This window comes from Rhodococcus wratislaviensis, from assembly GCF_041228765.1.
GTDB lineage: Bacteria > Actinomycetota > Actinomycetes > Mycobacteriales > Mycobacteriaceae > Rhodococcus_F > Rhodococcus_F wratislaviensis.
Window position 1 is genome coordinate 1,673,057 of sequence record NZ_CP150488.1, and the last position, 26,064, is coordinate 1,699,120.

General features: G+C 66.9%; 24 protein-coding genes. 9 read left to right on the top strand and 15 right to left on the bottom strand.

Features of this window, described 5'->3' with window-relative positions; genetic code table 11:
* Positions 1 to 73: 73 nt before the first annotated feature.
* The 4 genes from WKC72_RS07465 to WKC72_RS07480 are packed head-to-tail and all read right to left on the bottom strand — an operon-like array spanning position 74 to position 5,383.
* Positions 74 to 1,093 carry a zinc-binding dehydrogenase gene (locus WKC72_RS07465; RefSeq protein ID WP_370182196.1) on the bottom strand — a complete coding sequence of 340 codons (1,020 nt, stop codon included), beginning with the start codon at positions 1,091 to 1,093 and terminating at the stop codon, positions 74 to 76.
* 51 nt (positions 1,094 to 1,144) lie between these two features.
* Entirely contained in the window at positions 1,145 to 3,106 is a 1,962-nt protein-coding gene (locus tag WKC72_RS07470) for a hydantoinase B/oxoprolinase family protein (RefSeq protein WP_268789173.1), read from the bottom strand.
* Between the two features lie 4 nt (positions 3,107 to 3,110).
* Positions 3,111 to 5,150: a hydantoinase/oxoprolinase family protein gene (locus WKC72_RS07475; RefSeq protein WP_370182197.1), complete on the bottom strand. Its 2,040-nt coding sequence runs from the start codon at positions 5,148 to 5,150 to the stop codon at positions 3,111 to 3,113.
* A gap of 14 nt (positions 5,151 to 5,164) precedes the next feature.
* On the bottom strand, positions 5,165 to 5,383 hold the full coding sequence (locus tag WKC72_RS07480) for a hypothetical protein (RefSeq protein ID WP_052032999.1): 219 nt from the start codon (positions 5,381 to 5,383) through the stop codon (positions 5,165 to 5,167).
* Between the two features lie 237 nt (positions 5,384 to 5,620).
* Between WKC72_RS07480 and WKC72_RS07485 the strand changes: the two genes are divergently transcribed.
* A complete protein-coding gene (locus WKC72_RS07485) occupies positions 5,621 to 6,604 on the top strand; it encodes an AraC family transcriptional regulator (RefSeq protein WP_037229884.1) in 984 nt (327 codons plus the stop codon).
* Positions 6,605 to 6,633: 29 nt separating this feature from the next.
* Here the strand turns inward: WKC72_RS07485 and WKC72_RS07490 are convergent, their stop codons facing one another.
* Entirely contained in the window at positions 6,634 to 7,326 is a 693-nt protein-coding gene (locus tag WKC72_RS07490; RefSeq protein WP_081792293.1) for a GntR family transcriptional regulator, read from the bottom strand.
* A 291-nt stretch (positions 7,327 to 7,617) separates the two neighbouring features.
* Between WKC72_RS07490 and WKC72_RS07495 the strand changes: the two genes are divergently transcribed.
* Positions 7,618 to 8,904, top strand: coding sequence for an MFS transporter (locus WKC72_RS07495; protein WP_370182198.1), 1,287 nt, complete (start codon positions 7,618 to 7,620; stop codon positions 8,902 to 8,904).
* A 57-nt stretch (positions 8,905 to 8,961) separates the two neighbouring features.
* Here the strand turns inward: WKC72_RS07495 and WKC72_RS07500 are convergent, their stop codons facing one another.
* Complete coding sequence (locus WKC72_RS07500; RefSeq protein ID WP_268789176.1) at positions 8,962 to 10,080, bottom strand: NDMA-dependent alcohol dehydrogenase; 1,119 nt, start codon at positions 10,078 to 10,080, stop codon at positions 8,962 to 8,964.
* Between the two features lie 37 nt (positions 10,081 to 10,117).
* The gene (locus tag WKC72_RS07505) at positions 10,118 to 11,602 is read right to left on the bottom strand and encodes an aldehyde dehydrogenase (protein ID WP_370182199.1); all 1,485 of its coding nucleotides are present in this window, start codon (positions 11,600 to 11,602) and stop codon (positions 10,118 to 10,120) included.
* Between the two features lie 210 nt (positions 11,603 to 11,812).
* On the opposite strand from WKC72_RS07505, the gene WKC72_RS07510 reads away from it, so the two are divergent.
* Complete coding sequence (locus WKC72_RS07510) at positions 11,813 to 11,995, top strand: hypothetical protein (protein ID WP_370182200.1); 183 nt, start codon at positions 11,813 to 11,815, stop codon at positions 11,993 to 11,995.
* Between the two features lie 25 nt (positions 11,996 to 12,020).
* The gene (locus WKC72_RS07515; protein WP_128640942.1) at positions 12,021 to 12,914 is read left to right on the top strand and encodes a LysR family transcriptional regulator; all 894 of its coding nucleotides are present in this window, start codon (positions 12,021 to 12,023) and stop codon (positions 12,912 to 12,914) included.
* Here the strand turns inward: WKC72_RS07515 and WKC72_RS07520 are convergent.
* From WKC72_RS07520 to WKC72_RS07535, 4 genes are read right to left on the bottom strand one after another with little or no spacing between them, the layout of a single operon-like run.
* Positions 12,854 to 13,723: a LysR family transcriptional regulator gene (locus WKC72_RS07520; RefSeq protein WP_128640943.1), complete on the bottom strand. Its 870-nt coding sequence runs from the start codon at positions 13,721 to 13,723 to the stop codon at positions 12,854 to 12,856. The genes WKC72_RS07515 and WKC72_RS07520 overlap by 61 nt on opposite strands.
* Before the next feature lie 40 nt (positions 13,724 to 13,763).
* Positions 13,764 to 14,507, bottom strand: coding sequence for a 3-oxoacyl-ACP reductase FabG (gene fabG / locus WKC72_RS07525; RefSeq protein ID WP_037229875.1), 744 nt, complete (start codon positions 14,505 to 14,507; stop codon positions 13,764 to 13,766).
* Positions 14,508 to 14,521: 14 nt separating this feature from the next.
* Positions 14,522 to 15,712 carry an acyl-CoA dehydrogenase family protein gene (locus WKC72_RS07530; protein ID WP_128640944.1) on the bottom strand — a complete coding sequence of 397 codons (1,191 nt, stop codon included), beginning with the start codon at positions 15,710 to 15,712 and terminating at the stop codon, positions 14,522 to 14,524.
* A gap of 22 nt (positions 15,713 to 15,734) precedes the next feature.
* Positions 15,735 to 16,085 (bottom strand): 4-coumarate--CoA ligase, encoded by a 351-nt coding sequence (locus tag WKC72_RS07535; protein ID WP_370182201.1) that lies wholly within the window; start codon positions 16,083 to 16,085, stop codon positions 15,735 to 15,737.
* 231 nt (positions 16,086 to 16,316) lie between these two features.
* On the opposite strand from WKC72_RS07535, the gene WKC72_RS07540 reads away from it, so the two are divergent.
* Genes WKC72_RS07540 through WKC72_RS07555 form a run of 4 tightly spaced genes read left to right on the top strand, consistent with a single transcriptional unit; the run spans position 16,317 to position 20,425 of the window.
* A complete protein-coding gene (locus tag WKC72_RS07540) occupies positions 16,317 to 17,486 on the top strand; it encodes an acyl-CoA dehydrogenase family protein (protein ID WP_037229873.1) in 1,170 nt (389 codons plus the stop codon).
* 4 nt (positions 17,487 to 17,490) lie between these two features.
* A complete protein-coding gene (locus tag WKC72_RS07545; RefSeq protein ID WP_370182202.1) occupies positions 17,491 to 18,714 on the top strand; it encodes an acetyl-CoA C-acetyltransferase in 1,224 nt (407 codons plus the stop codon).
* A gap of 45 nt (positions 18,715 to 18,759) precedes the next feature.
* Positions 18,760 to 19,212: a MaoC family dehydratase gene (locus tag WKC72_RS07550; RefSeq protein WP_037229871.1), complete on the top strand. Its 453-nt coding sequence runs from the start codon at positions 18,760 to 18,762 to the stop codon at positions 19,210 to 19,212.
* Between the two features lie 16 nt (positions 19,213 to 19,228).
* Positions 19,229 to 20,425 (top strand): acetyl-CoA C-acetyltransferase, encoded by a 1,197-nt coding sequence (locus WKC72_RS07555; protein WP_370182203.1) that lies wholly within the window; start codon positions 19,229 to 19,231, stop codon positions 20,423 to 20,425.
* A 146-nt stretch (positions 20,426 to 20,571) separates the two neighbouring features.
* Here the strand turns inward: WKC72_RS07555 and WKC72_RS07560 are convergent, their stop codons facing one another.
* A complete protein-coding gene (locus WKC72_RS07560; protein WP_370182204.1) occupies positions 20,572 to 21,699 on the bottom strand; it encodes a flavin-containing monooxygenase in 1,128 nt (375 codons plus the stop codon).
* A 27-nt stretch (positions 21,700 to 21,726) separates the two neighbouring features.
* Entirely contained in the window at positions 21,727 to 22,746 is a 1,020-nt protein-coding gene (locus WKC72_RS07565; protein WP_370182205.1) for a methyltransferase, read from the bottom strand.
* Positions 22,747 to 22,853: 107 nt separating this feature from the next.
* Between WKC72_RS07565 and WKC72_RS07570 the strand changes: the two genes are divergently transcribed.
* Positions 22,854 to 23,978, top strand: a complete 1,125-nt coding sequence (locus WKC72_RS07570; RefSeq protein WP_370182206.1) for a helix-turn-helix transcriptional regulator — start codon at positions 22,854 to 22,856, stop codon at positions 23,976 to 23,978.
* Between the two features lie 32 nt (positions 23,979 to 24,010).
* Here WKC72_RS07570 and WKC72_RS07575 read toward each other — a convergent pair whose 3' ends face one another.
* Together WKC72_RS07575 and WKC72_RS07580 are read right to left on the bottom strand one after the other, a co-directional pair.
* Complete coding sequence (locus WKC72_RS07575; protein WP_370182207.1) at positions 24,011 to 25,456, bottom strand: MFS transporter; 1,446 nt, start codon at positions 25,454 to 25,456, stop codon at positions 24,011 to 24,013.
* A complete protein-coding gene (locus WKC72_RS07580; protein WP_370182208.1) occupies positions 25,440 to 25,868 on the bottom strand; it encodes a MarR family winged helix-turn-helix transcriptional regulator in 429 nt (142 codons plus the stop codon). Before WKC72_RS07580 ends, WKC72_RS07575 begins: the two co-directional genes overlap by 17 nt.
* Positions 25,869 to 26,064: the final 196 nt, after the last annotated feature.

A 26,064-nucleotide genomic window follows, 5' to 3' on the forward strand; every position in this document is an offset into this window, starting at 1 on the left:
GCCGCGGGCCGAAACGGTAGTGGTCGGCCGGTCCGGCCGAGGGATGTCGTTGATTCGGTGACTTGAGCGGGCGTCAGAATTCGAAGACGCCCTTACCGTCGGATTGCTTGTCGAACCACTCGTACGCCTCGGCGGCCTGGTCCAGCGACCAGCTGTGGGTGTAGAGGTCGTCGATCGGGAGTCCGTGCTCGACGACGAACTCGGCGCAGCGCCGCTGCTGGATCGTGGACATCGTCCAGGACGTCATGATCGTCCACTGCTTCTTGTACTGTTCCTCGGTCCGGAAGTGCACCTCCCCGGGGAGTCCGATGAAGCAGGCCCGTCCCCACTTGCCGAGGATGCTCAGCGCGTCGGCGCCGGCTACTCCGGAGGTTTCCAGGATCAGCTCCACGCCCCGCCGGCCGGCGAGATCGGCGATCGTCGTGGACAGGTCCGCCTCGGCCGAGTTGACGACCTCACTCGCGCCGAACGTGCGTGCGCGTTCCAGTCTCGAATTGTTGACGTCCACCGCGATGACCCGGGCTCCGAGTGCCGAGGCGAGCATGGTCCCGGACAGTCCGACCGGGCCCTGCCCGAAGATGACCAGCGTTTTACCGCCGACGTCGCCCAGCCGCATGAGACCTCCCCACGCCGTCCCGGTGCCGCAGCCGATCGCGGCACCCGCCTTGTAGCTGAGGCCGTCGGGAAGCGGCAGGAGAGTCCTGGCAGGCACGACAGCGTACGGCGCGTGACCGCCGTGGGTGGTGATGCTCATCGTCTGGGCGTTCCCGCGGTCGCACATCTGCGGCCAACCGGAGCGACACTGCTCGCACACGTCGCAACCCCAGTAATGGTGGATCATGACGCGGTCGCCGACGGAAGCCGTGTCGGGCGCCACCCCCTCCCCGACAGCGTGGACGTCACCGCAGGGCTCGTGACCCTGGATGGTGTCGGCGCTCCCTCCGAAAGACACTGCGCCCCGGTAGAAATGGAGATCGCTTCCGCACATCCCGGACGCCCGCATCCGGACGACTACTTCTCCCGGCCCCGGTTGGGGTGCCGGGAACTCCTTGAGAACGACTCGGCCATCCCCCGGAAACGTGATTCCCTGCATTGTCTTCTTCCTCCTCGTATCAGGTAGAGCGACTACTCCGTCCGCGCGCACTCAGCTCGGCCGGTTTCGGAGCGCCGCCGTGGCCTCCACATCGATGCGCAGTCCCTCGGGATCGGACCGTGGGTCGCCGATCACGACGACGCCGTAGTCCCGAGCCGCGCCCGCCACGCTGACGTACTCGTTGCGGACATCGGCCAGCACACGTTCGGGCTCGCGGACGTACGGGTCGCCCCAACCGCCGCCGCCGTTGGTGAGGCACCGCAGGATGGACCCGGTCTTCGTCTGCCACACTTGCTGACTGGCGAAGTAGTGGTAGACGCCGGCGTCCGGATCCAGGGCCTTCGTCTCGGGGTCGAGCACCCCGGCGACAGGGACGCTGTCGCTGTAGACCTCGGGGGACGTGCCGATCATCCGCGGCCGATCGACCGCGTCGTCCTCCGGCGGGAAGATCCAGATGGCGCCGTTCGGCCCCGGTTCGCCTCCGTTGGCGCCGACTCCACTCGGGACCTTCGTGCGGAACGGCGACAGGTAGTGGTTGCCCTCGCTCAGCCAGAGCGTGTCCTTGAGGTTGGCCGCGCCCCCGCGGAACGTGCCGGGACCGCCGGTGTCGATCGCATGTTCCTTGCGGAGCATCACGACGGGGGAATCGTGCTCGATGGTTTCGGTGGCGGGGTCGAGATTGTTGAGGAAGAACAGGACGGTGTAGCTGTCACCGTCGCCCTCTTTCGTGGCACCCCAGGGGCCGTGCTCACCGCCGCACTGGGTGGCACTGGTCCACGGCGTTCCGTCGGCGGTCACGCCGGAGGCGTTGTGGGTGTTGGTGGAACCGTAGTCGCCCGCCACACCCTTCTCGCCGAGTGCCGGATTGAGCGCATCGAAGACTGCGGACACGACCGCGCCGGATGCTTCCCAGAACATCATGATTCCGCCGTCGGGTGGCAGCGACGAGACCAGCGTGCCCGGCGGGGTGGCGAGGTCGATGTTGCGCCAGGTCCCGGACGTGAACGGAACCTCGGGGTCCAACAGCATCGTCAGAGCGACGCCGACGGCAGTCTTGGTGTCGAGCACACCGCAGTTGATGCAGGTGCGTGCTTGCGGAGAGGTGCCCGACAGGTCCACCTCGATGTCCCGGCCACGTTTGCGCAGGGTCACCTTGACCGTGTAGTCGATGCTGTCGTCGACACCGTCGGCGTCGATCACAGCCGATCCCTCGTAGTCGCCGTCCGGCACGAGTGCGATCGCGTCGCGCATACGTTCCGCCGACGTGTCGCAGGCGTAGGTCAGCGTTCCCAGATAGGCGTCGAGACCGTAGCGTGCGATGTTCTCGAGCACGAGCTGCTCGCCCAGCTTCAGCTGCTGGTAGATGCTCTTGAAGTCGGGCAGCAGCATCCCGCCCCACCGCGTGTTGTCGAAGATCAAACTGAACGTCGAGCGCACCGGTTCGTCCTTGGACCACAGCAGCATCGGCGGGATGACGAGACCGTTCTCGTACACGTTCGCCTTCGTGGCGGAGAATCCGCCCGGCACGGTGCCGCCCATGTCGAGTTGGTGGGCGCGCATGTTCACGAACGAGACGATCGTGCCGTCGACGAAGACCGGGCGGATGAAACAGACGTCGTTGACGTGGGTTCCGCCCCGGTAGGGGTCGTTGCAGATGAGTACGTCACCCGGGGACAGGTTTTCGGGTCCGAACTCCTCGACCGTGTTGCGCACGGCGTCGCCGAGTGTGCCGAGGAAGACCACGAGGCTGTTGCTGACGACGGCCATCGGATAGTTGTGATCGGGCGGACCGCTGATGGTGCACGCGAAGTCGTACCAGTCGCGGATGATCGGGGAGAAGGCTTCACGCATGAATCCGGTGGACATGTGTTCCACCGCGTACCGCAGCCGATTGAGAATCACTGCCGCCGTGAAGCGGTCGCAGCCGTAGGCATCGGTGAACTGGGAGTCCGAGATGTCACGCAGCCGAGCCTGGTCGGCTGCATTTGCCGCGGACGTATCGAGAGTGGTCATGGGTTCACTTCCTCCGGATGATCAGTTCGCCGTAGCGGCCGACGGTCGCCCGCTGGGTGGCGCCGATGTGCGTCGTCGACAGGCCTTCGTCGACGATCGCCGGGCCGTCCACTACGTCTCCGGCGCACAGTGTGTCGCGGTCGTACACGTCGGCGGTCTGTGCTCCTTCGCCGTCGGCGTCGATGTCGCCGAGGTAGCGCAGGACCGTCGTCCGGACCGGTTTCAGCGGGGCGTCGCCGCGCTGCGGGACCTCGGGGTAGGCGACCTTCGGGGTGTCGAGGACCGCCCGGACCCGGAACGTCACGCCCTCGACGGGCATCGATTCGAATCGGTTGCCCGACCGGTTCTCGTAGGTGTCGTGGAAGGACTGGACCATGGTGGTCATCGCGTCGGCGTCGATGACGCCGTCCGGAACCGGGACGAACGGTGTCTCCCAGCTCTGCCCGGCGAGGTGGGCGTCCATGCTGCGGTGGAACGTCACACCGGTACCCTCGTCGAGCCCTTCGCGCAGTTGCGATTCCATCTCGCCGAACAACGTGTCGATCGCCGGGGCGGCCTCGGGCGTGAGCAGCATGTAGGCGCTGCGATTGGCAGTGAACACCTGGTCCGCGGACAGCAGGCCCAACGCCGAGAACAGGCCCGGATTCGGTGGCACGATCACCTGCTTGCAATGCACCGTGTCGAGCACCGCGGGCAACAGCATCGGGCCGGCCGCGCCGAAAGCGACGAGGCTGTAGTCGCGGGGGTCCACACCGTTCTTGATCGCGACGTTGAACACGCCCTCCGCCATGTTGTTGACGGCCATTTCGTAGGCGTATCGGACCTTCTGCGCCAGCGTGAATTCCGAATCGAGATTCTCGAACGCCTGCAGGGACAGTGCCGGATCGAGGTTCACCGCGCCGCCGGCGAACCGGGCGGGATCGATGATCCCGATCATCAGGCAGGTGTCGGTGGTGGTCGGCTGGGTGCCGCCGCGTCCGTAGCAGGCGGGACCGGGGGAGGATCCTGCGCTGTCCGGGCCGACCTGAATTTCGCCCGCAGGCCCGATCGCGACGATGCTGCCGCCGCCGGCACCGATACTGGAGATGTCGTTCGCCAGTGCGTTCACGACGAGGTCGTGCTCGAGTTCGAAGCTGGTGTTGACGAACGGCTCACCCGCCGTGACCACACTGATGTCGATGGACGTGCCGCCGACGTCCGCGCAGAGCAGGTTGTTCTCGCCGATCAGCCCGCCGAAGTGGGCACACCCGACGGTGCCGGCAGCAGGACCGGAGAAGACGATGCGGAAGGGCAGTTCCATCGCGCGACCGGACGGAACGAGGGTGGCCGCGCAGTCGGCGAAGTTGAGCTCACCACTGAACCCGAGGTCGGCGAGGCCCTTCTCCAATTTGGCCGTGTAGTCGGTGTAGATGATCTTCATCAGCGTGTCGATCACCGTGGTCGACGCCCGGGCGTACTCCTTGGCGAGCGGGGAGACCTCGCTGGAGATCGAGCAGGGTACGTCGCCGAGAACCTCGCGGACCAGCTCGCGGAGACGTACCTCGTGCGCCTGGTTCACGTAGGCGTTGATCAGGCAGATGGCGACACCGGTGACGCCGCAGCTTCGGAGCACTTCCAGTTCGGTGCGGGCCTGGGCTTCGTCCAGCTCGAAGAGCACGCCGCCGTCGGCGGTGATCCTCTCATGGATGCCGCGCCGCAGGTACCGCTGAACCAGCGGCCGCGCGGCGTCACCGAAGCTTCGCCGCCAGCGCGAGTCCAGGATGGCGTGCGCCGGACGCCACACCCGGCCCATGTCGAGGATGTCGCGGTGCCCCTCGGTCGTGAGAAAACCGATCTTGGGCAGCCGCCGAGTGATCACCGCGTTCAGGCCGTGAGTGCTCGCGTGGTTGAACACACTGGCGTCCTCCACGCCGAGCGCCGCGGCACCCTCGAGGACCGGCCCGAACACCTCGGCGTAGTCGGTGGTGACCTTCGCGGTCTTGATCTGTCCGTCGCGTAGTGCGACAACGTCGGTGAACGTGCCGCCGACATCGACTGCAATCATCGTGGAATCCTTCGTTAGAGCAGGTCGGTGAGAAGTTGGATCGGCCCGAGCCGGGACCACGGTGACCGGTCCAGGGACAGCAGGCAGTTCTGACATTTGAGGACCTGGAACCAGCCGCCCTCGGACACCACGGGGTAGCGGCGGAGTTCCTCGGCGCCGCATCGTGGGCAGTTGCCGTCTACGGGGGTTCGTTCGAGAACCAATGTCGTTGGGGTGTCGCGATCTTCGGTCATGGTGGGCACAGCTCCATGTGTTCGGGGGCGGCCACAACGCGGATGCGCTGGTCGTCACGACGGTAGGTTCGATGGGATGTGCGTCACAATCCTTCTAGCGAAGGCCGACGTCCACTTTCCGCACAAAGAAAGTCGGCATACGCGCGCGACCTGCACAAACTCGTGAATATGATGTATTATCCGTAGTCGAGCCGTTCGAGGCCGTCGGGCTACGACGGTCGGAGGAGGTAACAGCGCGTGCATCGCCGACACGCCGGCGCAGACCGGCAGCTCAGCTTCCGCACGGCGGATCTCGATACCGCACACGCGCAGGTCGCGGAGACGTTTGCGGGCCACGACGTCCACGTTCCGAACAGCCGAGAACTCGATTTCCGACTCGATCTCGCTCCTGCGCCGCGGTTGACGATCGGCCGGATGTCGTACGGAGCCGCTGCGACCCTGACCGGGCCGCCGATGCGGCTCTGTTACCACGTCAATCTGCCGGTGACGGGTGAGAGCACCGTGGAGCAGAGTGGCGTGCGGCGAAGCTTCGTCGCCGGCGAAGCCGGTGTGGCGTTCGGTCCGCAGGCGCCCGTGCTGGTGCAGTGGAGCGCGGATTCCTGGCAGTACCACATCAAATTGCCGAAGGATCCGCTCGAAGCACATGCAGCGAAGTTGGCCGGACGCCCGATCGGGGAGGAGATCCGGTTCGACCTGACATTCGACCTGACGTCCAGCGCGGGGCAGGCGCTCGTCGCGACTGCCGGTTTCCTCTATGCCGAGCTCTCCAGGCCGGACGGCATCTCCACGATTCCGGCGGCCTGTCACGAGCTCGAGTCGGCCCTCATGACTCAACTGCTGATGACCGTGCCGAGTCAGCTCACCCCGGAGTTGCACGGAAAGCCCGCCCACACCCGGCGATCCAAGATTCGCGAGGTCGTGGACTACGTCGACCGGCATCCGGAGGACGAGATCACCACCGCCGATCTCGCGACGATGGCCGGAGTCAGCGAGCGCGCGCTGCAGGCGGGTTTCCGGGAGGTGGTGGGAATGTCACCGACCGCGTACCTGCGCGGCGTCCGGCTCGACCGGGTGCATCGCGAACTCATCTGCGGCGCACCGGGATCTGTCACCGACGTCGCCGCGCGGTGGGGGTTCTTCCATCCCGGCCGCTTCGCTCAGCAGTATCGAGCGCGGTTCGGATTCCTACCCTCGGAAACTGTGCAGCGCGCCCGGCGCTGACAAAAGAGACGGGCGCGGCAGGCTTCGAATCAGCCCGCGTTCGCCTCGTCGTCGGCATCCCACAGACCGCGCTGCTCGAGTTCCTCGATCAGGTGATCTGCGCCGTCCAGGATGTGCGATTCCATGAGAGCCTTCGCTCGCTTGCCCGCACGCTTCCGCAGGGCCTCGAGCAGGACGGGATGCTCCTCTTGCGTGGTGGTGATGTGGCCCTCGATGGTGGCGTAGAAGCGGTTCGGAAGATTCGCGACGACGGAGCCCAGGAGACGGGCAAGGCGCGGAGAGTCCGCGGTCAGATTGATCTTGCGGTGGAATGCGTGACCGAGGGAGGCGATACGGTCGGTGTCGCCCTTGGTGATGGCGTCCTGGTGCTGCTGGAGGATTCCCTCGAGCTCGGCGATCTGCTGGGGTGTGATGTTCTTCGCGGCCCGGGCGGCCAGTTCACCGGCCAGTTGCGCCTGAGCCCAGAAGAGGTCGCGCACGTCCTGCTTCGTGAACGGGGCCACGACGAAGCCGCGCCGGGGAACCATCTCGACGAAGCCTTCGCTCCGGAGCGCAAGGAGTCCCTCTCGCACGGGCGTCGTGCTGACTCCCACGGCTTCGGCGATCCGCTCGATGCGGAGGAAATCGCCTGCACGCACCTCGCCGGAAATGATCATCTCGCGTACGTACGAGGCAACTTCCTCTGGAAGTTGCTGTCGCCTTGATCTGTCATTCAGGGCCATCGTCGGTCGCACCTTCCCGGATTCAGAGACTCGACATAATGTACCATTCGCGCCCCGCCCGGCGACCGCGGCGCCCGGCTGAGCCGATCTGCCGGCCGCTGTCGTGCGGCGTTCCCCCGTCCCATGAGTCGATGCTCGAGCCACCGCTGGAAACCGTGACCATATGGACATAATCCACAACACATCATATATTGCTGTCACTGTGATCCAGATCGCATGCGCCGCGGCGGGTCGGTGGTTCCTACCGGACATGCGCGCGGACACGTCGGCGAGTCGAGTGAGAGGGACCTGATGACCGGTATGAAGAATGGGACGGCGCAGGCGGGATTGCGCCCGTATCAGATTGCCACCGTTCTCTTCTGCATGTTCTTGAACATGCTGGACGGCTATGACGTCCTCGTCATGGGTTTCGCGATGCCGCACCTACCGGACGGTTTCGCTACCAATCCGCAGAAGGGGTATCTGATCAGCGCCGCGCTGGCCGGCATGGCGGTGGGCGCGATCGGCTTCGCCCGTTTCGCGGATGTCATCGGCCGACGGCGCGTCCTGTTGGCCGGCCTTGCCGCCAACACGGTCGGGCTGGCGGCGTCGGCGCTCTCGACCGGTTTCGAGGCGCTCCTCGTGACCCGGTTCGTCACCGGCATCGCGATCGGGACCATCAGCGTCGTCATCATCGTCCTGTGTCAGGAGGTTGTCCCGCCCAATCGGCGAAGTGTGGCGCTCGGACTGGTCATGATCGGCTACCCGCTCGGCACGACGCTCGCCGGCTTCGCCGGCGCGGGCCTCGTCTCCCTGGCCGGCGGGGCATGGCAGGGCATGTTCTGGATCGGCTCGGCGCTGGGGGTCCTGTCGTTCGTCGTGACTGCCGCGTTCCTCCGGGAATCGGAGGACTTCCTCGCGCGGAAAGGCGCGAAGGAGCAGCCCGATCCGGCAGTCGCCGCACCGCGGGACGCGACCCGTCTGCTCGGCAGGGAACTGCGATCTCGCACCGTGCTCCTGGCGTTCGGGTACTCGATGCTCACCGCCGGGTACTACTTCGTCAGCACCTGGACGCCACAGCTCATCAAGAACGCCAGTGGTGACGCGGGCAGCGGCGCTCTCGCCGGGATCATGATCAGCTTCGGTGCGGTCGTCGGGGGATGCTTGTTCGGCGCATTCGGGTTGCGATTCCCCGGGGCGCGGATCGCGCTCGTCACCTCCGTCGTGTCTGCCGTGGCCATCGCGGGTTTCGCGGTCACGCTCCAGGGTCCGTTCGCACTGGCGATGGCCGGGTTGCTCGGTGGCGGCACCTACGCCGCCATGTCCGGGTACACCTCGACCTCGACCGCGGTATACCCCGTGCTCGCACGCGCCAAGGGATACGGCGCGATGATGGGCGTCGCGCGCGGTGGAGCCATTCTGTCGCCGATCATCGCGGGTTACGCACTGAGCGTGATGACACCGCGCGCGATGTACCTTGCAGTCGTCGTGCCCCTCGCCCTGGCGGCGGTCGTGGCGACGGCCCTCATGCGCGTCACCCGTGCTGTCGAGACCGAGGCGTCGAGGGTGGAAACCCGCCCACTCGTCGCTCCCGAGTAGCCGAAGGACCGCCCGGGATCCTCCCGGGCGGTCCTTCGCTGTCGAGCGGTCGTCCACTCAGTCGAACAGGATGACGCCGCGGATGTTCTTGCCGTCCTTCAGGTCTCGGTATCCTTGGTTGATGTCGTCGAGACGGTAGGTACGGGTGATCATGTCGTCGAGGTTGAGCTGGCCGGCCTTGTACATGTTCAGCAGCCGGTTGACGTCCCAGGTGCCGTTGGTGGAGCCGAAGACGCATCCCTGCAGCCGCTTCTGGGACAGCGTCAGGTCGGCGATCGGGATGGGCAGACCGACTCGGGAGTGTTCGCCGACGGCGGTGACGACGACGGTGCCCGCCTTGCGGACCGCGGCGAGTGCCTGGGCGACGTGTTCTGGTTCGAGCACGCCGACGGTGATGACGAGGGCGTCCGCACCCTGGCCGTTGGTGGACTGTTTGGCGAGTTCGGCCGCCTCTTCGATGGTCGCGACGGCGTGGGTCGCACCGAACGTCTTCGCGCTGTCCCGTTTGAACGCGACCGGGTCGACGGCGATGACGTGCGAGGCGCCGGCGTGCCGGGCGCCCTGCAGTGCGGCGGAGCCGAGTCCGCCGATGCCCATGACGATGACGGTGTGCCCGGGTTCGACGTTGCCGAGGTTGACGGCCGATCCCCAGCCGGTGCTCACCCCGCATCCGACGAGGCAGGCCTTGTCGAGGGGGATGTCCTTGTCGATCTTGACGACCGAGTTGATGGAGACCGTGGTGGTCTCGAGGAAGGTCGAGATGCCGCACATCTGACCGACCGGCGTCCCGTCCGTGGTGTGCACCCGGAACGTGCCGTCCGTCCAACGCGGGCCGGCAAGGATGCCGGCGGCGAGATTGCACAGGCTCTGCAGGTTGCTCGAACACCAGCGGCAGTGGCCGCAGGACGGGATCGCGGAGAAGACGACGTGGTCGCCGACCTCGATGCCCTTGTAGTTGGGGGAGGCCTTCGTGACGATGCCGGCGCCCTCGTGGCCGAGGGCGAACGGGTACATGCCGACCGGGATGTCCCCGGTGACGTGGTGGTCGTCGGAGTGGCACATGCCGCTCGCGACGAGCTTGACCTGCACCTCGTCGTCGCGGGGATCCTCCAGTTCGAGGTCGATGACCTCGAGTTCGCCGGGGATCTGCCGGATGACTGCGCCGCGGGTTCTCATGCTTCTCCTTGGGGTCGGTGGATGGGATGTACTGGTCTCAGTCGGAGAGTCGGGTGACCACGGACTTCGTCTCGAGGTATTCGGCGAGGGCCTCGGCACCGTTTTCGCGGCCCCAGCCGGACTGCTTGTAACCGCCGACGGGCATCTGCACCCCGCCCGCTCGGTGGACGTTGATGCCGATCCGGCTCGCCCGCAGCCGATGAGCGATCGAGTGGGCGCGGGCGACGTCCCGCGTCCAGACGCTGCCGGCGAGGCCGTACTCGGTGTCGTTGGCGGCGGCGACGGCTGCGTCGATGTCGGTGAACGTCATGACGCCGAGCACCGGGCCGAAGATCTCTTCGCGGATCATCGCCATCGAGGGGTCGGCGTCGACCACCACGGTCGGCTCGTAGAAGTAGCCCCGGTCGCCGATTCGCTTGCCGCCGGCCACGACCCGGGCGCCGGCCGCGATCCCGCTCTCGACGTAGCCGTTCACCCGGTCGAGGTGGCGCTGCGAGATGAGGGGCCCCAGGTCGGCGTCCGGGTCGGCGCCGTAACCGACTTTCAGGTTTCGGCTGAACTCGGCGACCCCGTCGGCCACCTCGTCGGCGATGTCGCGATGGACGAACAGCCGGGAGCCGGACGTGCAGATCTGGCCGGAGTTCCAGAAGATCCCGATCCCGACGCCGGGGATCACGATGTCGAGGTCGGCGTCCGGCAGCACGATCATAGCCGACTTGCCACCGAGTTCGAGTGAGACCTTCTTGAGGTTGCCTGCGGCGGCCTGCACGATCTGCCTGCCGACCTGGGTCGACCCGGTGAAGCTCACCTTGTCGACGCCGGGGTGCGCGGCGAGCGGAGCGCCGACCCGGGGCCCGAAGCCGGTGACGACGTTGACGACGCCGGGCGGCAGTCCCGCGTCGAGGACCAGTCGGCCGACGGCCAGCGCGGTGAGTGACGCCTCTTCGGAGGGTTTGAGCACACACGAGCACCCGGCGGCGAGCGCGGGGGCCAGTTTCTGCGCGATCGCGACGATCGGTGCGTTCCACGGCACGATCAGTGCGGCCACCCCGACCGCTTCCTTGCGGGTGTATCCCTGGAAACGCATTTCGGCGGGCCCGATCTCGACGCTCTTGCCCTCGACCTTGTCGGCCCAGCCGGCGAAGTACCGGAACTGATTGACCGCCTCGCCGACCATCAGGCGCGCCTGCGAGACCGGCATGCCCGCGTCCATGCTCTCCAGTGCGGCGAGCTGATCGGCCCGATTCTCCAGCGTCTCGGCGATGCGCCACAGGATCACCGACCGTTGCTGGCCCGACAACCGCAGCCACCGAGCCTCGTCGAAGGAGCGGCGGGCGGCGGCCACCGCGGCGTCGACGTCGGCTTCGGAGCCTTCGGCGATCCGGGCCACCTGTTCTCCGGTACCGGGATCGATCGCGGGGAACGACGCGCCCTCGACCGCGGGCACCCAGGAACCGTCGATCAGCAGGCGTTCCGGCTCGATGAGTTCTTTCAATGCCTGAACACCGGTAGTCGGCGTCATCTGTTACCTCCGAGTGGTTCTGTGACCGATCGCGCCACTGCCTATGAGTGCATAGTACAGAATATATAAAACGCATGTGATGCACCGTGCTTTGTACATCGTCCGTGACGCGGCTCACTCGGGCTGCAGCTCCGCCTGCCGGACAGGGGCACGATGGTCTTGTCCGGCGACGTCGCGTAGATCCAGGACAGCATCAGCTGTTGCGTCGGCATGCCGGCCGACTCCGACACCGCCGATGCGATCGAATCGCTGAAGAAGTTGAAGTTGCTGCGCAGCCAACCGAATACGACGGTGTGCGTCAATCACGACATCGACGATTGGAACCGGCTCCGCCTGAACGGGCGTCAGGTCGTCCAGGCCGAGACACTCGACGGCCGGCCGTGGCCTCGGTGAACTGCGTGGCCGCTAAACTCGGCTGGTGGACATCCGGGACGCAGAGTACCTCGTCGCCGTGGCCGATCACGGCAGCATCACCGAGGCCGCGCGGGCGCTGTTCATCGCGCAGCCGTCGCTGTCGCAGGCGATCCGGACTCTCGAACGCGATCTGGGTGTCGAACTGTTCGATCGTGGAGGACGGAAGCTGCGGATCACCCCCGCGGGCACGTCGTTCGCGCATGCGGCGCGGCAGGTTCTCGCCGATGTGGAGCGGGCGCGGGCCGTCGTGCACGACGTCGCCGAACTGCGGTCCGGCACGCTCACGATCGCGGTTCTCAATTCCCTTGCCGCCGATCCGCTTCCGCGGATCGTCGGCCGGTTCCATCGGCAGTACCCGCGCGTGGTCCTGGCCACGGTGTCGGCGGACGTTCCCGACGGGGTGGGCCGCGCGGTCCGCTCGGGTGAGTGCGACCTCGGGCTCACCGAACTGCTCGTCGACCACCAGGGGCTCGAGTTCAGGATGGTGGGGGAACAGGAGATCGTGCTCGCGCTGCACGCGGATCTGGCGATCGAGCTACCCGATCCGGTGCCCGTCGGCCTGCTCGCCGACATTCCGATGATCGTCGAGATCGGGTCACGTCCACGACTGCCGGTGGACAACATCGCCGTCGAGTGTGCGCATCGTCAATCGATGTGGGAACTGGTCGTCCAGGGCGCGGGGGCGACCCTACTCCCGCGGCGTGTCGCCGAACAGGAACTGCCGGGGGTCGTGGTGCGCTCGCTCGCACCGCCGGAGGTGCGCACCATCGGCCTCGTCCATCGACCCGATCCGCTTCCGCCGGCCGCGGCGGCGTTCATCGCCGCGCTCGACGAGGATCACGGCTCGAGCGTGTCGAGGAACGCGCGTCCGGCCGGAGACAGCCGGGCTTCGTCGTAGATCACCCCGTACGGGGCGGTGATCGGCGGGTCGAGGGTGCAGATCCGCGCGCCGCCGACCGCGGCCCGTTCCGCGAGGGTGCGTTCCATGAACGACATTCCCACGCCCTCGACGACGAACGCGCCGACGGCTTCCCGTTGCTCGACGACGGCCGACATGATCGTCCGGCTCCCCGCGGCCTGCAGCGCCTTCTCGATGACGGTGCGCGACGAAGATTCCTTGGGCAGCCCCACCACGGGAATATCCGGAAGGTCGGCGAGGGGGAACGGATCCCGCCAGGCGATCTCGGCGTCGTGCGGAACCACCAGCCAGTACTCGTGAATTCCGAGGGCGCGGGTCGTCAATCCTCCTGCAGCGAAAGGGAAGTGACTGAAGGCGATCTCGCAGTGCCCGTCCCGGATGAGCGACGCGATGACGTCGACCGGTCGCAGGTCGGCGAGCCGGACGACCACGCCGGGATACTGCTTGCGGAAAGACCCGATCAGTTCCGTGACGGGGCCTTCCGCGACGTGCGCCGACGCGCAGATGTCGAGCCGGCCGCGCGGCAGTCCCGAGACGTCGACGAGTGAGCTCTCGGCGGCCACCAGGTCTCGCACGATCTTCCGCGCGGGACCGACGAAGGCCTTTCCCGCCGCGCTGAGCACCAGGCCGCGGCCCACGCGGTGGAACAGCTCGACGCCGAGGTCACGCTCGAGATTGCGCAGCCCCTTCGACAACGACGGCTTGGTGACGCCCAGGGCCTCGGCCGCGAGCGCGAGGCCGTCGTTGTCGACGGTGGCGAGAAAATACTCGACGTGACGCGACTCCACCAGTGCAGACTACTGCGTGCGACTGTCGGGCCGCCGGTTGTCAGATGTGACGTCCGCCGGTGACTTCGAGGACGGTGCCCGTCATGTAGCTGGACAGATCGGACGCGAGGAACAGCGCGACGTTGGCGATCTCCTCGGGCTCGGCACCGCGACCCATCGGGACCTCCTTGAGCTTCGCCTCGATGATGTCGGCGCGCAGGGCACGGATCATGTCGGTGTTCACCACGCCGGGCTGGATCGCGTTGACCCGGACCCCGAGGTGGGCGACCTCCTTCGCGGCCGCCTTCGTGAGGCCCACCATGCCGGCCTTCGCGGCGCTGTAGTTGGTCTGCCCGACCATGCCGACCTTGCCCGAGATCGACGAGATGTTCACGATCGAACCCTTGCCTGCCTCCCGCATCGCGATCGACGCGATCTGGGTGCCCAGCCACGCGCCCTGCAGGTGCACGTCGATGACGGAGCGGAAATCGGCGAGCGACATCTTGCGCAGCGTCGCGTCGCGGGTGATGCCGGCGTTGTTGACCCACACGTCCATCGCGCCGAACGCGTCGAGCGCCGTCTTTCCGAGGTTCTGCATCTGATCCGGATCGGTCACGTCGCAGGCGACGGCGACGGCCTGGAAGCCGTCGGCCTCCAGCTTTCCGGCGGCGGCCTTGACGTTCTCGGCGTGCATGTCGCCGAGGACGACGGACGCGCCCTCACTCGCGAACTTCCGGGCCATCTCGAAACCGATGCCCTGGGCCGCGCCCGTGACGACGGCGACCCGTCCCTCGAGAAGTGTCATTGATTCTTCCTTCCTCAGTTGTACGAACGCAGCAGCCCGCGGCTGATGATCTGTTTCTGAATGTCGCTGGTTCCCTCGCCGATGAGGAGGAACGGTGCCTCCCGCATGAGGCGTTCGATCTCGTATTCCTTGGAATAGCCGTAGCCGCCGTGGATCCGGAAGCTGTCCTGCGTGACCTCCGAGCAGAACTCGCTCGCCAGGTACTTGGCCATCCCGGCGGCGACGTCGTTGCGTTCGCCGGAGTCCTTGAGCCGCGCGGCATTGACCATCATCAGGTGTGCCGCCTCGACCTTGGTCGCCATCTCCGCGATCCGGAAGGCGATGGCCTGGTGTTCGGCGATCGGCGACCCGAACGTCTCCCGTGCCTTCGCATACTTCACGCCGAGTTCGAACGCGCGCTGGGCGATCCCGCACGCGCGGGCGGCGACGTTGACGCGGCCGACCTCGACGCCGTCCATCATCTGCCGGAAGCCGCGGCCCGGGTCGCCGCCGAGGATCGTGTCGGCCGCGGCCCGGTAGCCGCTGAACACCATCTCGGTGGTGTCGATGCCCTTGTAGCCCATCTTCTCGAGCTTCCCGGGGATCGTGAGCCCGGGCAGCACCTCACCGAACCCTGCCGGCTTCTCGATGAGGAACGCCGTGAGGTTGTCGTGCGGCTTCGCCGCACCCTCCTCGGTGCGGACCAGCACCGCCACCAGCGTCGACGACCCGCCGTTCGTCAGCCACATCTTCTGGCCGTCGATCACGTAGTTGCCGTCCGCTGCCCGGGCCGCCTTGGTCCGGATGGCGGCGACGTCGGAACCCAGTTCGGGTTCGGACATCGAGAACGCGCCGCGCAGCTCACCCGTCGCCATGCGCGGCAGGTAGTGAGCCTTCTGTTCGGGTGTGCCGTGATTGGCGATCATGTGCGCCACGATGAAATGGGTGTTGATCACCCCGGACACGCTCATCCAGCCCCGCGCGATCTCCTCGACGCACAGTGCGTAGGTGAGGAGGGATTCCCCGATGCCGCCGTACTCCTCGGGGATCGTGAGCCCGAACAGGCCCATCTCCTTCATCTGCTCGACGATGGCCGTCGGGTACGTGTCGGAATGCTCGAGCTCCTGCGCCTGCGGAATGATCGCCTTGTCCACGAACTCGCGTACCGCCGAGACGATCTCGCCTTGGGTGTCCGTGAGCCCGGCGGTCTGCGCCAGTCGTGTCATCGTTCCACCTGTCCCGTATTCATCATTTCTCCGTACTCTGCTCGGCGTGCACGTCGTTCAGACGGTCGCGCAACGCGGACCGCAGGACCGCACCCCGTGGGGACAGGGGCAACTCGTCGACGAAGACCACCTCGCGCACCTTCTTGTACGGCGGCACCGTGGCCGCCACGAACTCGATCAGTTCCTCGGCGGTGATGCGCGCCGTGGCTTCTGCCACCACGAAAGCGACGGGCATCTCCCCGACCCCGGGAACGGAGCGGCCGACCACCACGACGTCGAGAATGCCTCGTCGTGACAGCAACAGCTGTTCCAATTCGTGCGGATCGACGGTGTAGCCCTTGTAGAGGAGTGCGTCCTCAGGTCTGCCAACCATGTCGAATATCGAGTTCCATCTCGCCGGGAAATTTCATTGTTCGTGAATATGCCCGGACAATTCCTCCGGACACTGACACCTATTGAAGTGCCTCGCCCCGCCGTGGTCAAAGACGCTGTAGGAAACCGACAGTTTCCCTCTTCCTATGGGTCGTAAATGCCGTCTGCGCTGCGCGTTCTCGTTCGCGGCACTCGCTTGACAGCGAGGCCGGGTTGCTGGATATTCACCTTCATGGCTGAACGCGAAGTGAGTGACGAAGACTTCCAGGACATTCTCGCGCAGACGAGAACCTTTATTCAGAAGGAAGTAATTCCCAGGGAAAACGAAATCGCGGAAAAGGATCTGATTCCGGACGACATTCGCCGCAAGGCGGCGGACATGGGTCTGTTCGGGTACGCCATCCCGCAGCAGTGGGGCGGGCTCGGACTCGACCTCACACAGGACGTGGAACTGGCCATGGAGTTCGGGTACACGAGCCTGGCGCTGCGGTCGATGTTCGGCACCAACAACGGGATCGCCGGCCAGGTGCTGGTGAATTTCGGTACGGACGAACAGAAGTCGGAATGGCTCGAGCGCATCGCGTCCGGTGACGTGGTCGCGTCGTTCGCGCTGACCGAGCCGGAGGCCGGGTCGAACCCGGCGGGCCTGACCACCCGCGCCGTCCTGAAGGACGGCAAGTGGACGATCAACGGCACCAAGCGGTTCATCACCAACGCACCGTTGGCCGATCTGTTCGTGGTGTTCGCCCGCACCCGTCCCGCCGACGAGACCGGCACCGGCATCGCGGTGTTCCTCGTTCCCGCCGACACCGCCGGTGTCGTGGTCGGTCCGAAGGACAAGAAGATGGGCCAGGAGGGCGCTTGGACGGCGGAGGTCGCGTTCGACGACGTCACCGTCCCCGAATCCGCTCTGGTCGGCGGCAGTGAAGAGGCCGGCTACCGCGCCGCCATGACGTCGCTCGCCCGGGGCCGCGTGCACATCGCCGCCCTCGCCGTCGGCAGCGCGCAGCGTGCGCTCGACGAGTCCGTCGCCTTCGCGGCGGTCACGAAGCAGGGCGGCACCCCGATCGGTGACTTCCAGCTGGTGCAGGCCATGCTCGCCGATCAGCAGGTGGGCGTGTCCGCGGGCCGCGCGCTCGTGCGGGACGCGGCGCAGAAGTACGTCAGCGGTGAGGACCGCCGTATCGCCCCGTCCGTGGCGAAGCTGTACTGCACGGAGATGGCCGGCAAGGTCGCCGACCTCGCGGTGCAGGTGCACGGTGGCACCGGATACATGAGAGACGTTCCGGTGGAACGGATCTACCGTGAGGTCCGCCTGCTGCGTCTGTACGAGGGCACCAGCGAGATCCAGCGCCTGATCATCGGCGGCGGCCTCGTCCGCGAAGCCAAGAAAGCGCTCTGAACCCATGTACGAAGCAGTGATCTGCGAACCCGTCCGCACCCCCGTCGGGGGATTCGGCGGCATGTACCGCGACATCCCCGTCACCACCCTCGCGTCGACGGTGTTGAAGGGTCTGATCGAACGGACGTCGCTCACGTCCGACGACATCGACGACGTCATCTTCGGTCAGGGCTACGCCAACGGCGAGGCGGCGGCCATCGGCCGGATCGCTGCGCTCGACGCCGGCCTCGACGTCACCGTGCCCGGCATCCAGCTCGACCGCCGCTGCGGCTCCGGGCTCCAAGCGGTGATCTACGCGGCCATGCAGGTACAGACCGGGATGAGCGATCTGGTGATCGCGGGCGGCGCCGAGTCGATGAGCCAGACCGAGTTCTACAGCACCGGTATGCGCTGGGGCGTCAAGGGCGCCTCGGTGGAGTTCCACGACCGCTTGGCCAAGCCCCGCACCAACTCCGGTGGCGTGAACTTCCCCGTCGAGGGCGGCATGATCGAGACCGCGGAGAACCTGCGCCGGGAGTATTCGATCAGCCGCGAGGAGCAGGACGCGTACGCCGCCGAATCTCATGCGCGTGCGATCCGCGCCCAGGACGGCGGCCTGTTCGACGCCGAGACGATCCCGGTGACCGTGCCGGGCAAGCGCGGCAAGGCTGACGTCGTCGTGACCACCGACGAACACCCGCGCCGCGACGTCACGGCCGAGTCGTTGTCGGCGTTGCGGCCCATCCGATCACGCGTCGATCCGGAGGCGACCGTGACCGCGGGGAACGCGTGCGGTCAGAACGACGCGGCCGCCGCCGCGATCGTGACCACCCCCGAGAACGCGGAACGTCTGGGCCTGCGCCCGTTCGCCCGGCTCGTCAGCTGGGGCGTCGCCGGCGTGGAGCCGAACCGGATGGGCATCGGCCCGGTCCCGGCCGTGGACAAGGCTCTCACCCGGGCGAAGCTCACCCTCAACGACATCGATCTCCTCGAGATCAACGAGGCGTTCGCAGCGCAGGTCCTGGCGTGCGCGCGGGAGTGGAAGTTCGACGAGTCCGACATGCGAGAACGGTTCAACGTCAACGGATCCGGCATCTCCCTCGGTCACCCCGTCGGCGCCACCGGCGGTCGCATCCTGGCCAACCTGCTCCGCGAACTGGACCGCCGCCAGGACCGCTACGGCATCGAGACGATGTGCATCGGCGGTGGGCAGGGCATCGCGGCCGTGTTCGAGAACGTCAACCTCTAGCCGTTTCCACTTCGCCCGGTACCGGGCCGACCCGAAAAGAGTGTCATGCGCGTATTCCAGGGAATCGACGACGTCGAATCCGCAGTCGGCGAACATCTCGGCCACAGCGACTGGCTCGAGATCACGCAGGAACGCGTGAACGTGTTCGCCGACGCCACCGGCGACCATCAGTGGATCCACGTCGATCCCGAACGGGCCGCCCAGGGCCCGTTCGGCGCCCCCATCGCCCACGGCTACCTCACGCTGTCGCTGCTGCCGAAGCTCGGCGCCGACCTCATGCGCGTCGACGGCGTGAAGCTCGTGATCAACTACGGTCTCAACAAGGTGCGCTTCCCGCAGCCGGTGAAGGTCGGGGCGAAGGTGCGGGCCGGTGGCGAGATCGTGTCGTTCGAGCACACGAAGCAGGGCGCGCAGGTAGTCGTCAAATACACCATCGAGATCGAGGGTGCGGACAAGCCGGCGTGCGTCGCCGAAACCGTCCGCGTCCTGGTTGCCTGAGACACAAGGAAAAACAATGCGAAGAGCAGCACTGGTCGCCCCCGTCCGCACCGCGGTCGGCCGTTTCGGCGGCGCACTGCGCGACGTCCCGGCAGAGACGTTGGCCGCCACCGTCATCAAAGAGACCGTGGCGCGGTCCGGGATCGATCCGATCCTCATCGAGGACGTCGTGATGGGGCAGTCGTACGCCAGCTCCGAGGCCCCGTGCATCGGACGGTGGGCGGCGCTCGAGGCAGGACTGCCGATCCGCGTCGCCGGACTCCAGACCGACCGCCGGTGCGGCACGGGCCTGCAGGCCCTCGTGACCGCGTCGATGATGGTGCAGACCGGCGCAGCCGACGTCGTGCTCGCGGGCGGTGTCGAGTCGATGAGCAACATCGAGCACTACACCACCGGGGCCCGCTGGGGCACTCGCGCCGGATCGCTGAACCTGTACGACCGCCTCGATCGCGGTCGGGAACGCTCCCAGCCGGAATGGCGGTTCGGGAAGATCAGCGGCATGATCGAGACCGCCGAGAACGTCGCAACACGGTGTGGAATCGGCCGTGAGGAGTCGGACGCGTTCGCCGCCGAGAGCCACGCCAAGGCCCACGCCGCCTGGGAGGCAGGAAAGTTCGACGACGAGGTGATCGAGGTGAAGATCACCGACCGCAAGGGCAACGTCTCCGTCGTGGCGCGGGACGAGGGCATCCGGCCCGAAACCACGCCGGAGACCCTGGCGCGGCTGCGCAGTGCCCTCCCGGACGGTGTCGTCACCGCGGGCAATGCGAGTCAGCAGAACGACGCCGCGTCGTCGATGCTCGTCGTCGCCGAAGATCAGCTCGACGAACTCGGGCTGGAGCCGATGGGTTTCCTCACCGGGTGGTCCGCCGCCGGGTGCGAACCGGCGCTGATGGGACTCGGCCCGGTCGCGGCCACGTCCAAGCTGTTCAGCAGGACGGGTGCGAGCTTCGACGACTTCACGCTGATCGAGCTGAACGAGGCATTCGCGTGCCAGGTGCTCGGCGTCCTGAAGGAGTGGGGATTCGACGACCGGGACCGCCTGAACGTCAACGGGTCCGGGATCTCGCTCGGACACCCGATCGGCGCGACCGGCGCCCGAATGACGACCACCGCGCTGCATGAATTGCGGCGACGTGGCGGCGGGAAGGCGCTTCTCACGATGTGCATCGGTGGCGGGCAGGGAATGGCCGCCATCGTCGAAGGTGCCTAGCCCCGACTGATACGCGCGTCCGCCGGCTCCGACATCGGGGTCGGCGGACGCGACTTCACGGTTCGATCTGACCGGTCGGCCATCTCCGCGCAGACCCGCCATTGTTCGAGCGCCGAGGCAGGGTGGGAGAATCCTACCGCCGACGCTCACCGCAGTTCCCGCGCGATCGCTCGGGCCGCGCGGCGAGCCTGCTTCGCCGCGAACCCGATCTGCGACGGCCTGGGCACGAACCCGATGAAACGCAACCTCTCGGCGGCCGGCTTTTCACCGGTGGCGTGCGGCCAACCTCGCTCGTCCAGTACGCCGAGGTGCCCGACCAGCTTTTCGAGTTCCTGGCGGAACCCCGTCGCGCAGACCATTGCCTCCGGGTCGATTCGCACACCGTCCACCAGCCACACGCTGTCCGCGTCGAGTGACTCGACTCCGCGAACGACCTCGATGGACCTCTCTCGGATCGCGGCGATGAGCTCCTTGTCGACGATCGCCGGTGCCACGCCGAGGCGGGCGCTGCGGGCGAAGATCCCCTCGTCGGGGATCGGTAATCCGAACTCGCGCAGGTCGCCGATGCTCCTCTCCCTGCCGAACCGAGCGATTGCGTCCGCGATAGGGACCGGGGCATGGTAGAGCGGCGTCGCGATGAAGTCTCCCGGTATGCCACCAGGTCCCTGGCGGAGCATGATGTTCGGCGGCGTGCGAGCCGAAAGCCAGACCTTTGCCGCGCCTCCGGTGGCGAGGTCGTAGGCAATTTCCATGCCCGAGCAGCCCGCTCCCACCACGAGGACCCGTTTCCCGTTGTACTGCGAGGGATTCCGGTACTGCGAGGAATGAACCAGTGCGCCCCGCCAGACCCCGCGTCCGGGCCAGTCCGGGACGAAGGGCTCATGATCGAAGCCGGTCGCGACCACCACCTCGGCAGCGTCGACCGAACCGGCAGCGGTGGTCAACCGCCAGTGCCCGTCCGTCAGGTCGAGCCGTTCCACCGGGCAGCCCAGGCGCAACTCGATCCCGTCCGCACGTGCGTGCCGCGCGAGATGCTCGATCACCTGTTCCCGCGTGGGAAAGGTCGGTGTGCCCTTGGGGTAGGGGCGGTTCGGCAGGTGGGAGAACTGCCTGCCGGTGTTCAGTCGCAGCCGGTCATAACGAGAGTGCCACGACGAACCGACTTGGTCGGCTCGGTCGATCAGCAACGGGTTGATGCCACGGTCGGCGAGGGCCACCGCCGCCGCGACCCCGGAGGTGCCGGCACCGACGATTGCGACTTGATGCTCGCTCATCGTGTGCTCCTTGGGTGTTGTCTTGTGTCATGCGGTTTCGGCGACAATGACGCTCATCGGGCCGGTGAGCGGGCGATGGTCGCGGTAGCGCCAGCCAGTGTCCTGCAGCCAGGCGATGCCTTCTCCGACGCTGTAGACGTCGCCGTGTTCGAGGTGGACCGCGAATTCGCCCGCCATCAGGGCGGCCGCGACCGGCTGGGTGTGGGTGGGGTCGGTCCAGAAGTCGGCAATCAGCAGCGTGGCGCCGGGTGCGGCGACATCGCGAATGCGTTGTAGCAGCGCACGATTCTGCTCGGGCGACCAGTAATGCACCAGGTTCGCGACCAGGAAGGCGTCGTATCCGGCGGGCAGCGGGTCGGCCATCGCGTCGCCGGCGCATACGTCGACTCGCCCCTCCAGCCCGACCGACGTGATGCGGTCCTGCGCGGTCTGGGCAACCGCAGGCAACTCGAACACGGTCGCGGTCAGTTGCGGGCAGTGGCGCGCCACCGCGATGGACCAGGAGCCGGTGCCGCCGCCGATGTCGAGGAGTCGATGACTGCCGGACAGATCGACCGTGTCCGGCAGGGCGAGCGAGGGGCCGGCCGAAAACGCCTCGATACCGATCGAGGCGATGGGTTGCAGGGCGGCGTCGAGGTCGAAGATCTGGCGTTTCGGCCCGCGGGCGAGTGCGTCGGCCAGGTCTTCCCACGCCGGGAAGCTGATCTTGTCCCAGAACCGCAGCAGCGGACGCAGGTCGGCGGGCGATCCGCCGGCGAGGAACGCGGCCGCCGTCTCGGTATTGGCATAGTGTTCGCCTCGGCGTTCGAGCATACCCAGCGCGACCATGGCGTCGGCGCTGATCCGGGTGGCTCGGGCAGTAAGCCCGGTGCGGGCGGCCAGGCCATGCAGGTCGGTGGGGCCCTCGCCCAACGCCTCGAACAAACCGAGTTCGCTGGCGGCGAAGAGGTGCTTGGCGGCCATGAACCCGGACGCCAACTGCATGATCGGCTCCGGGTTAGGCAGGTCGTGGTCGGTTTCGGCGGAGGTATGGGCTGTCATCGTCATGAAACCAGCGTCGTCGTTGTCGGTTCTGCGTCATATCCCTGAATCCTGGGGAATCCACCCAGATTTCTGGGGTAGGCAGCCCTGACCTGCTGCGATACACTTCGGACATGGCGGAGAGCTTGCTGCCACACGTCCGCGATCAAATTTCGCGTGCCGCCGCCGACCAGCTGGACTGGGTGGGGTACAGCGCGCGAATGAGCGAGGCCCTGCGCACGGTGATCCCACATGACCGCTGCTGCTGGCACACCGTCGACCCGGGCACCATCCTGTTCACCGGCAGCGTCAACCGGAACGTCGGGTGTTCCGGATCCTGGTTGGCGCACTACGAATACGAGGTCGAGGACGTCGACAAGTGGGCGTTTCTTGCGCACAGTGGCCGCCTGGCGGGTGCACTCAGTCTGGATACCCACGGAGATTTGTCCCGCAGTGCACGGCACCGTTCGCACGAGGCGTACGGAATCGGCGACGAGCTGCGGGTCTCCCTGGTGTCGGACGGGGTCTATTGGGGTGCAGCGGCATTCCTGCGCGATGCGGGCGCGCCGTGGTACACCGCCGAGCACGTCCGCGCAATCGCCGCGCTGGCGCCCGCGCTCGCGACCGGTCTGCGACGTTCGATGCTCCACGAGGTCGAGGCCGCCGTGACGACCGTGGACTACGGCCCCGGCGTGGTGGTCTTCGACGCCGTCGGCAACCCGGAATCGGTCTCACCCGCCGCGGAACGCTGGATCGACGAAATTGTCGAGGTCCCGGCGCCGTCGACGCCGTTCGAATCGAAGGTCGTGCAGGCCATCGCGGCCCGGGCGCGGGCGATCGAACCGGGCACCGATCCGCTGGAACTTGCCGCGCGCTCGCGGGTACGCACGCGATCCGGCGCCTGGCTGTTGCTGTACGGGACCAGGCTTTCCGGCGTCGAAGACGGACGCACCGCCGTCATCATCCAACCCGCGACGCCGCATGAGATCGCGCCCGTCATTGCCATGGCCTACGGACTGTCCCAACGCGAATGCCATCTCACTGCGCTGTGCGTCCAAGGGCGATCGACAAGGGAGATGGCGCACGCAATGTCGTTATCCGTCTACACAATTCAAGACCACATGAAGTCGATCTTCGACAAGACCGGGGTGCGCAGCCGCGGGGAACTGGTGGGGCAGATATTCCTAGAGCACTATGCGCCACGCTGGGAGCTTGCGGCATCCCCGCCATCCGGATGGTGGGCGAAGGGCATCAACTGAATTCGCCGAACTCTCGGCGGTGCGTATCTGCTTCACGGCCAGCGAACGGAGGTGGCCCCGATTCCCTCCGTTCGTCGCTCCGGCGCCGGTAGGCGGGACTTCACGTAGTTGACGAGCAATGCGGCGAAGACGATCGCGCATCCGATGGCACCCACGGCGAGAGCGAGCCTGATCCCGCTTTCGGTGGGAAGTAGGTCCGGTGCCAGATTCGCCGCGAGCACCGCGCCCGCGAGGGCGCTGCCGAACGAACCACCGACAGTGCGCAGCACCTGGTTGAAGCTCACTGCGCTACCGAGTTCGGTGTCGGCGACGCTGCGGGCGATCAGGGCCGGCATCGCCGCATACGTCATGCCCATTCCTGCCCCGAACCCCAGCATTCCGATCAGGATTTCCCACAGCGCGTTGTGGGCGACCCAGAGCAGTGCGCTCGAGGCCGTCACGAGGCCCGCGCCGATGAGCAGCAGAGTCCTCATGCGGATCCGGTGCGAGACCGCGCGGACGAGTCGGTTCGCGCCGAAACTGGCCACCGACAGGGGAAGCATCACGAATCCGGCCCAGAACAGGGGCAGCGCGATGCCGTATCCGGTGGAGGCGGGCGCCTGGGCGATGAGGCTGCCGATCGAGAGTCCGATGTACATCGCGGCGCCGAGGCCGATCGCGGTGCTGTTCGCGACCAGCACGTCACCGTTGCGCAGTACCCGCAGGTTGATCAGCGGGTAGGGGGTGCGCAGTTCGACGAGGGACCACGCCGTCAGCAGTGTCGCCGCCCCGGCGAAGAAGCCGATGGTCCACGGTGAGCCCCAGCCCCACCGGGAGCCTTCGCTGACGGCGACGAGTAGGGACGCGAGTCCGGTGCCGACCAGCAGTGCGCCCGGGACGTCGAGTGTGTTGCGCGGTGCCTGCTCGTCGGGACCTGCGGGAACGACACGCCAGACGACGAGGATGGTGGTGATCAGGAACAGCGCCGCGAACCAGAAGGCGAATCGGAACCCGAGGAGGTCGGCGAGGATGCCGGTCAGCGGGTATCCGAGTCCCAGGCCCGTCGTCACCGTCACCGACAGGCTGGAAATGCCGATCCGGGCCTGGTTCTCGGGGAGGTAGCGGCGGGCCAGGGCGATCGTCACCGGAACGATTCCGTAGGTGAGTCCCTGCAACGCGCGGCCGATCAGGAAGACGGCGAAGTTGGGAGCGGCGGCGGCGACGATCGAACCGACGAGGATCGTGGTCAGGGAGCACAGGAGCAGGCGCTTCTTGTGGGGGCCGTCGCTCAGCCGGCCCATGATCGGTGTTGCGACCGCCCCGACCAGGAGGTTGACGGTGAGCATCCACTGGCCGGTGCTCACCTCGACGTGCATGTCGTGGGAGATCGTGGGCACCAGCAGCATGCCGAGTGAACTGACGATCGCGGTCGTCAGGGCGGCATACGCCAGGGCCGGCAGTAACCGGGGTCGCGTGGTGGACTCAGTCGAATGGGGCATCGTCCACCAACTTGTGCAGAATCGGGACGACGGAGTCGAGAGTCTTCTTCTCCTCGGCCGTCAGCCGCTCCGCGATGGCCTGTTCCAGCCAGTCCAGGCCTTTCGACCGCTCCTGCGCCAGCCTCTCCCGGCCGGCATCGGTGAGCTCGATCCAGATCCGGCGTCGATCCTGCTCATCGGGTGTCCGCGCAACCAAGCCGAGACTTTCGAGTTCGCGCACCGCGTTGGCGATCGCCTGGGGACTGATCTTCTCGGCCGTCGCGAGGGTCGAAGCGGACGTAGGGCCGTGCTTCGACAGGTACGCGAGCACGCCTATTTTGCCGACGGAGATCGTCCTGCCTGCGGTGAGCTGTCGCCAGATCGGGCGCAGCGCTTCCCGCAGGACCTGCGCGGTGGCCTGTTCGGTGATCATGCGCAAAGCGTACAACCAAATTGATCAATCTAATTGACTAAATGGGGAGACTCACACCGGCTGCGGCAAGGATCGCCCGCACCGATCACCGACAGCGATATCCTCGAGAAGACGCCGTCGAGAGGTGAGTCCACGGTTGTATCCGCGCTGGTCGCGCCGTCGGGACCAATGCGCCGGAACCACGAGCCGACGGGGT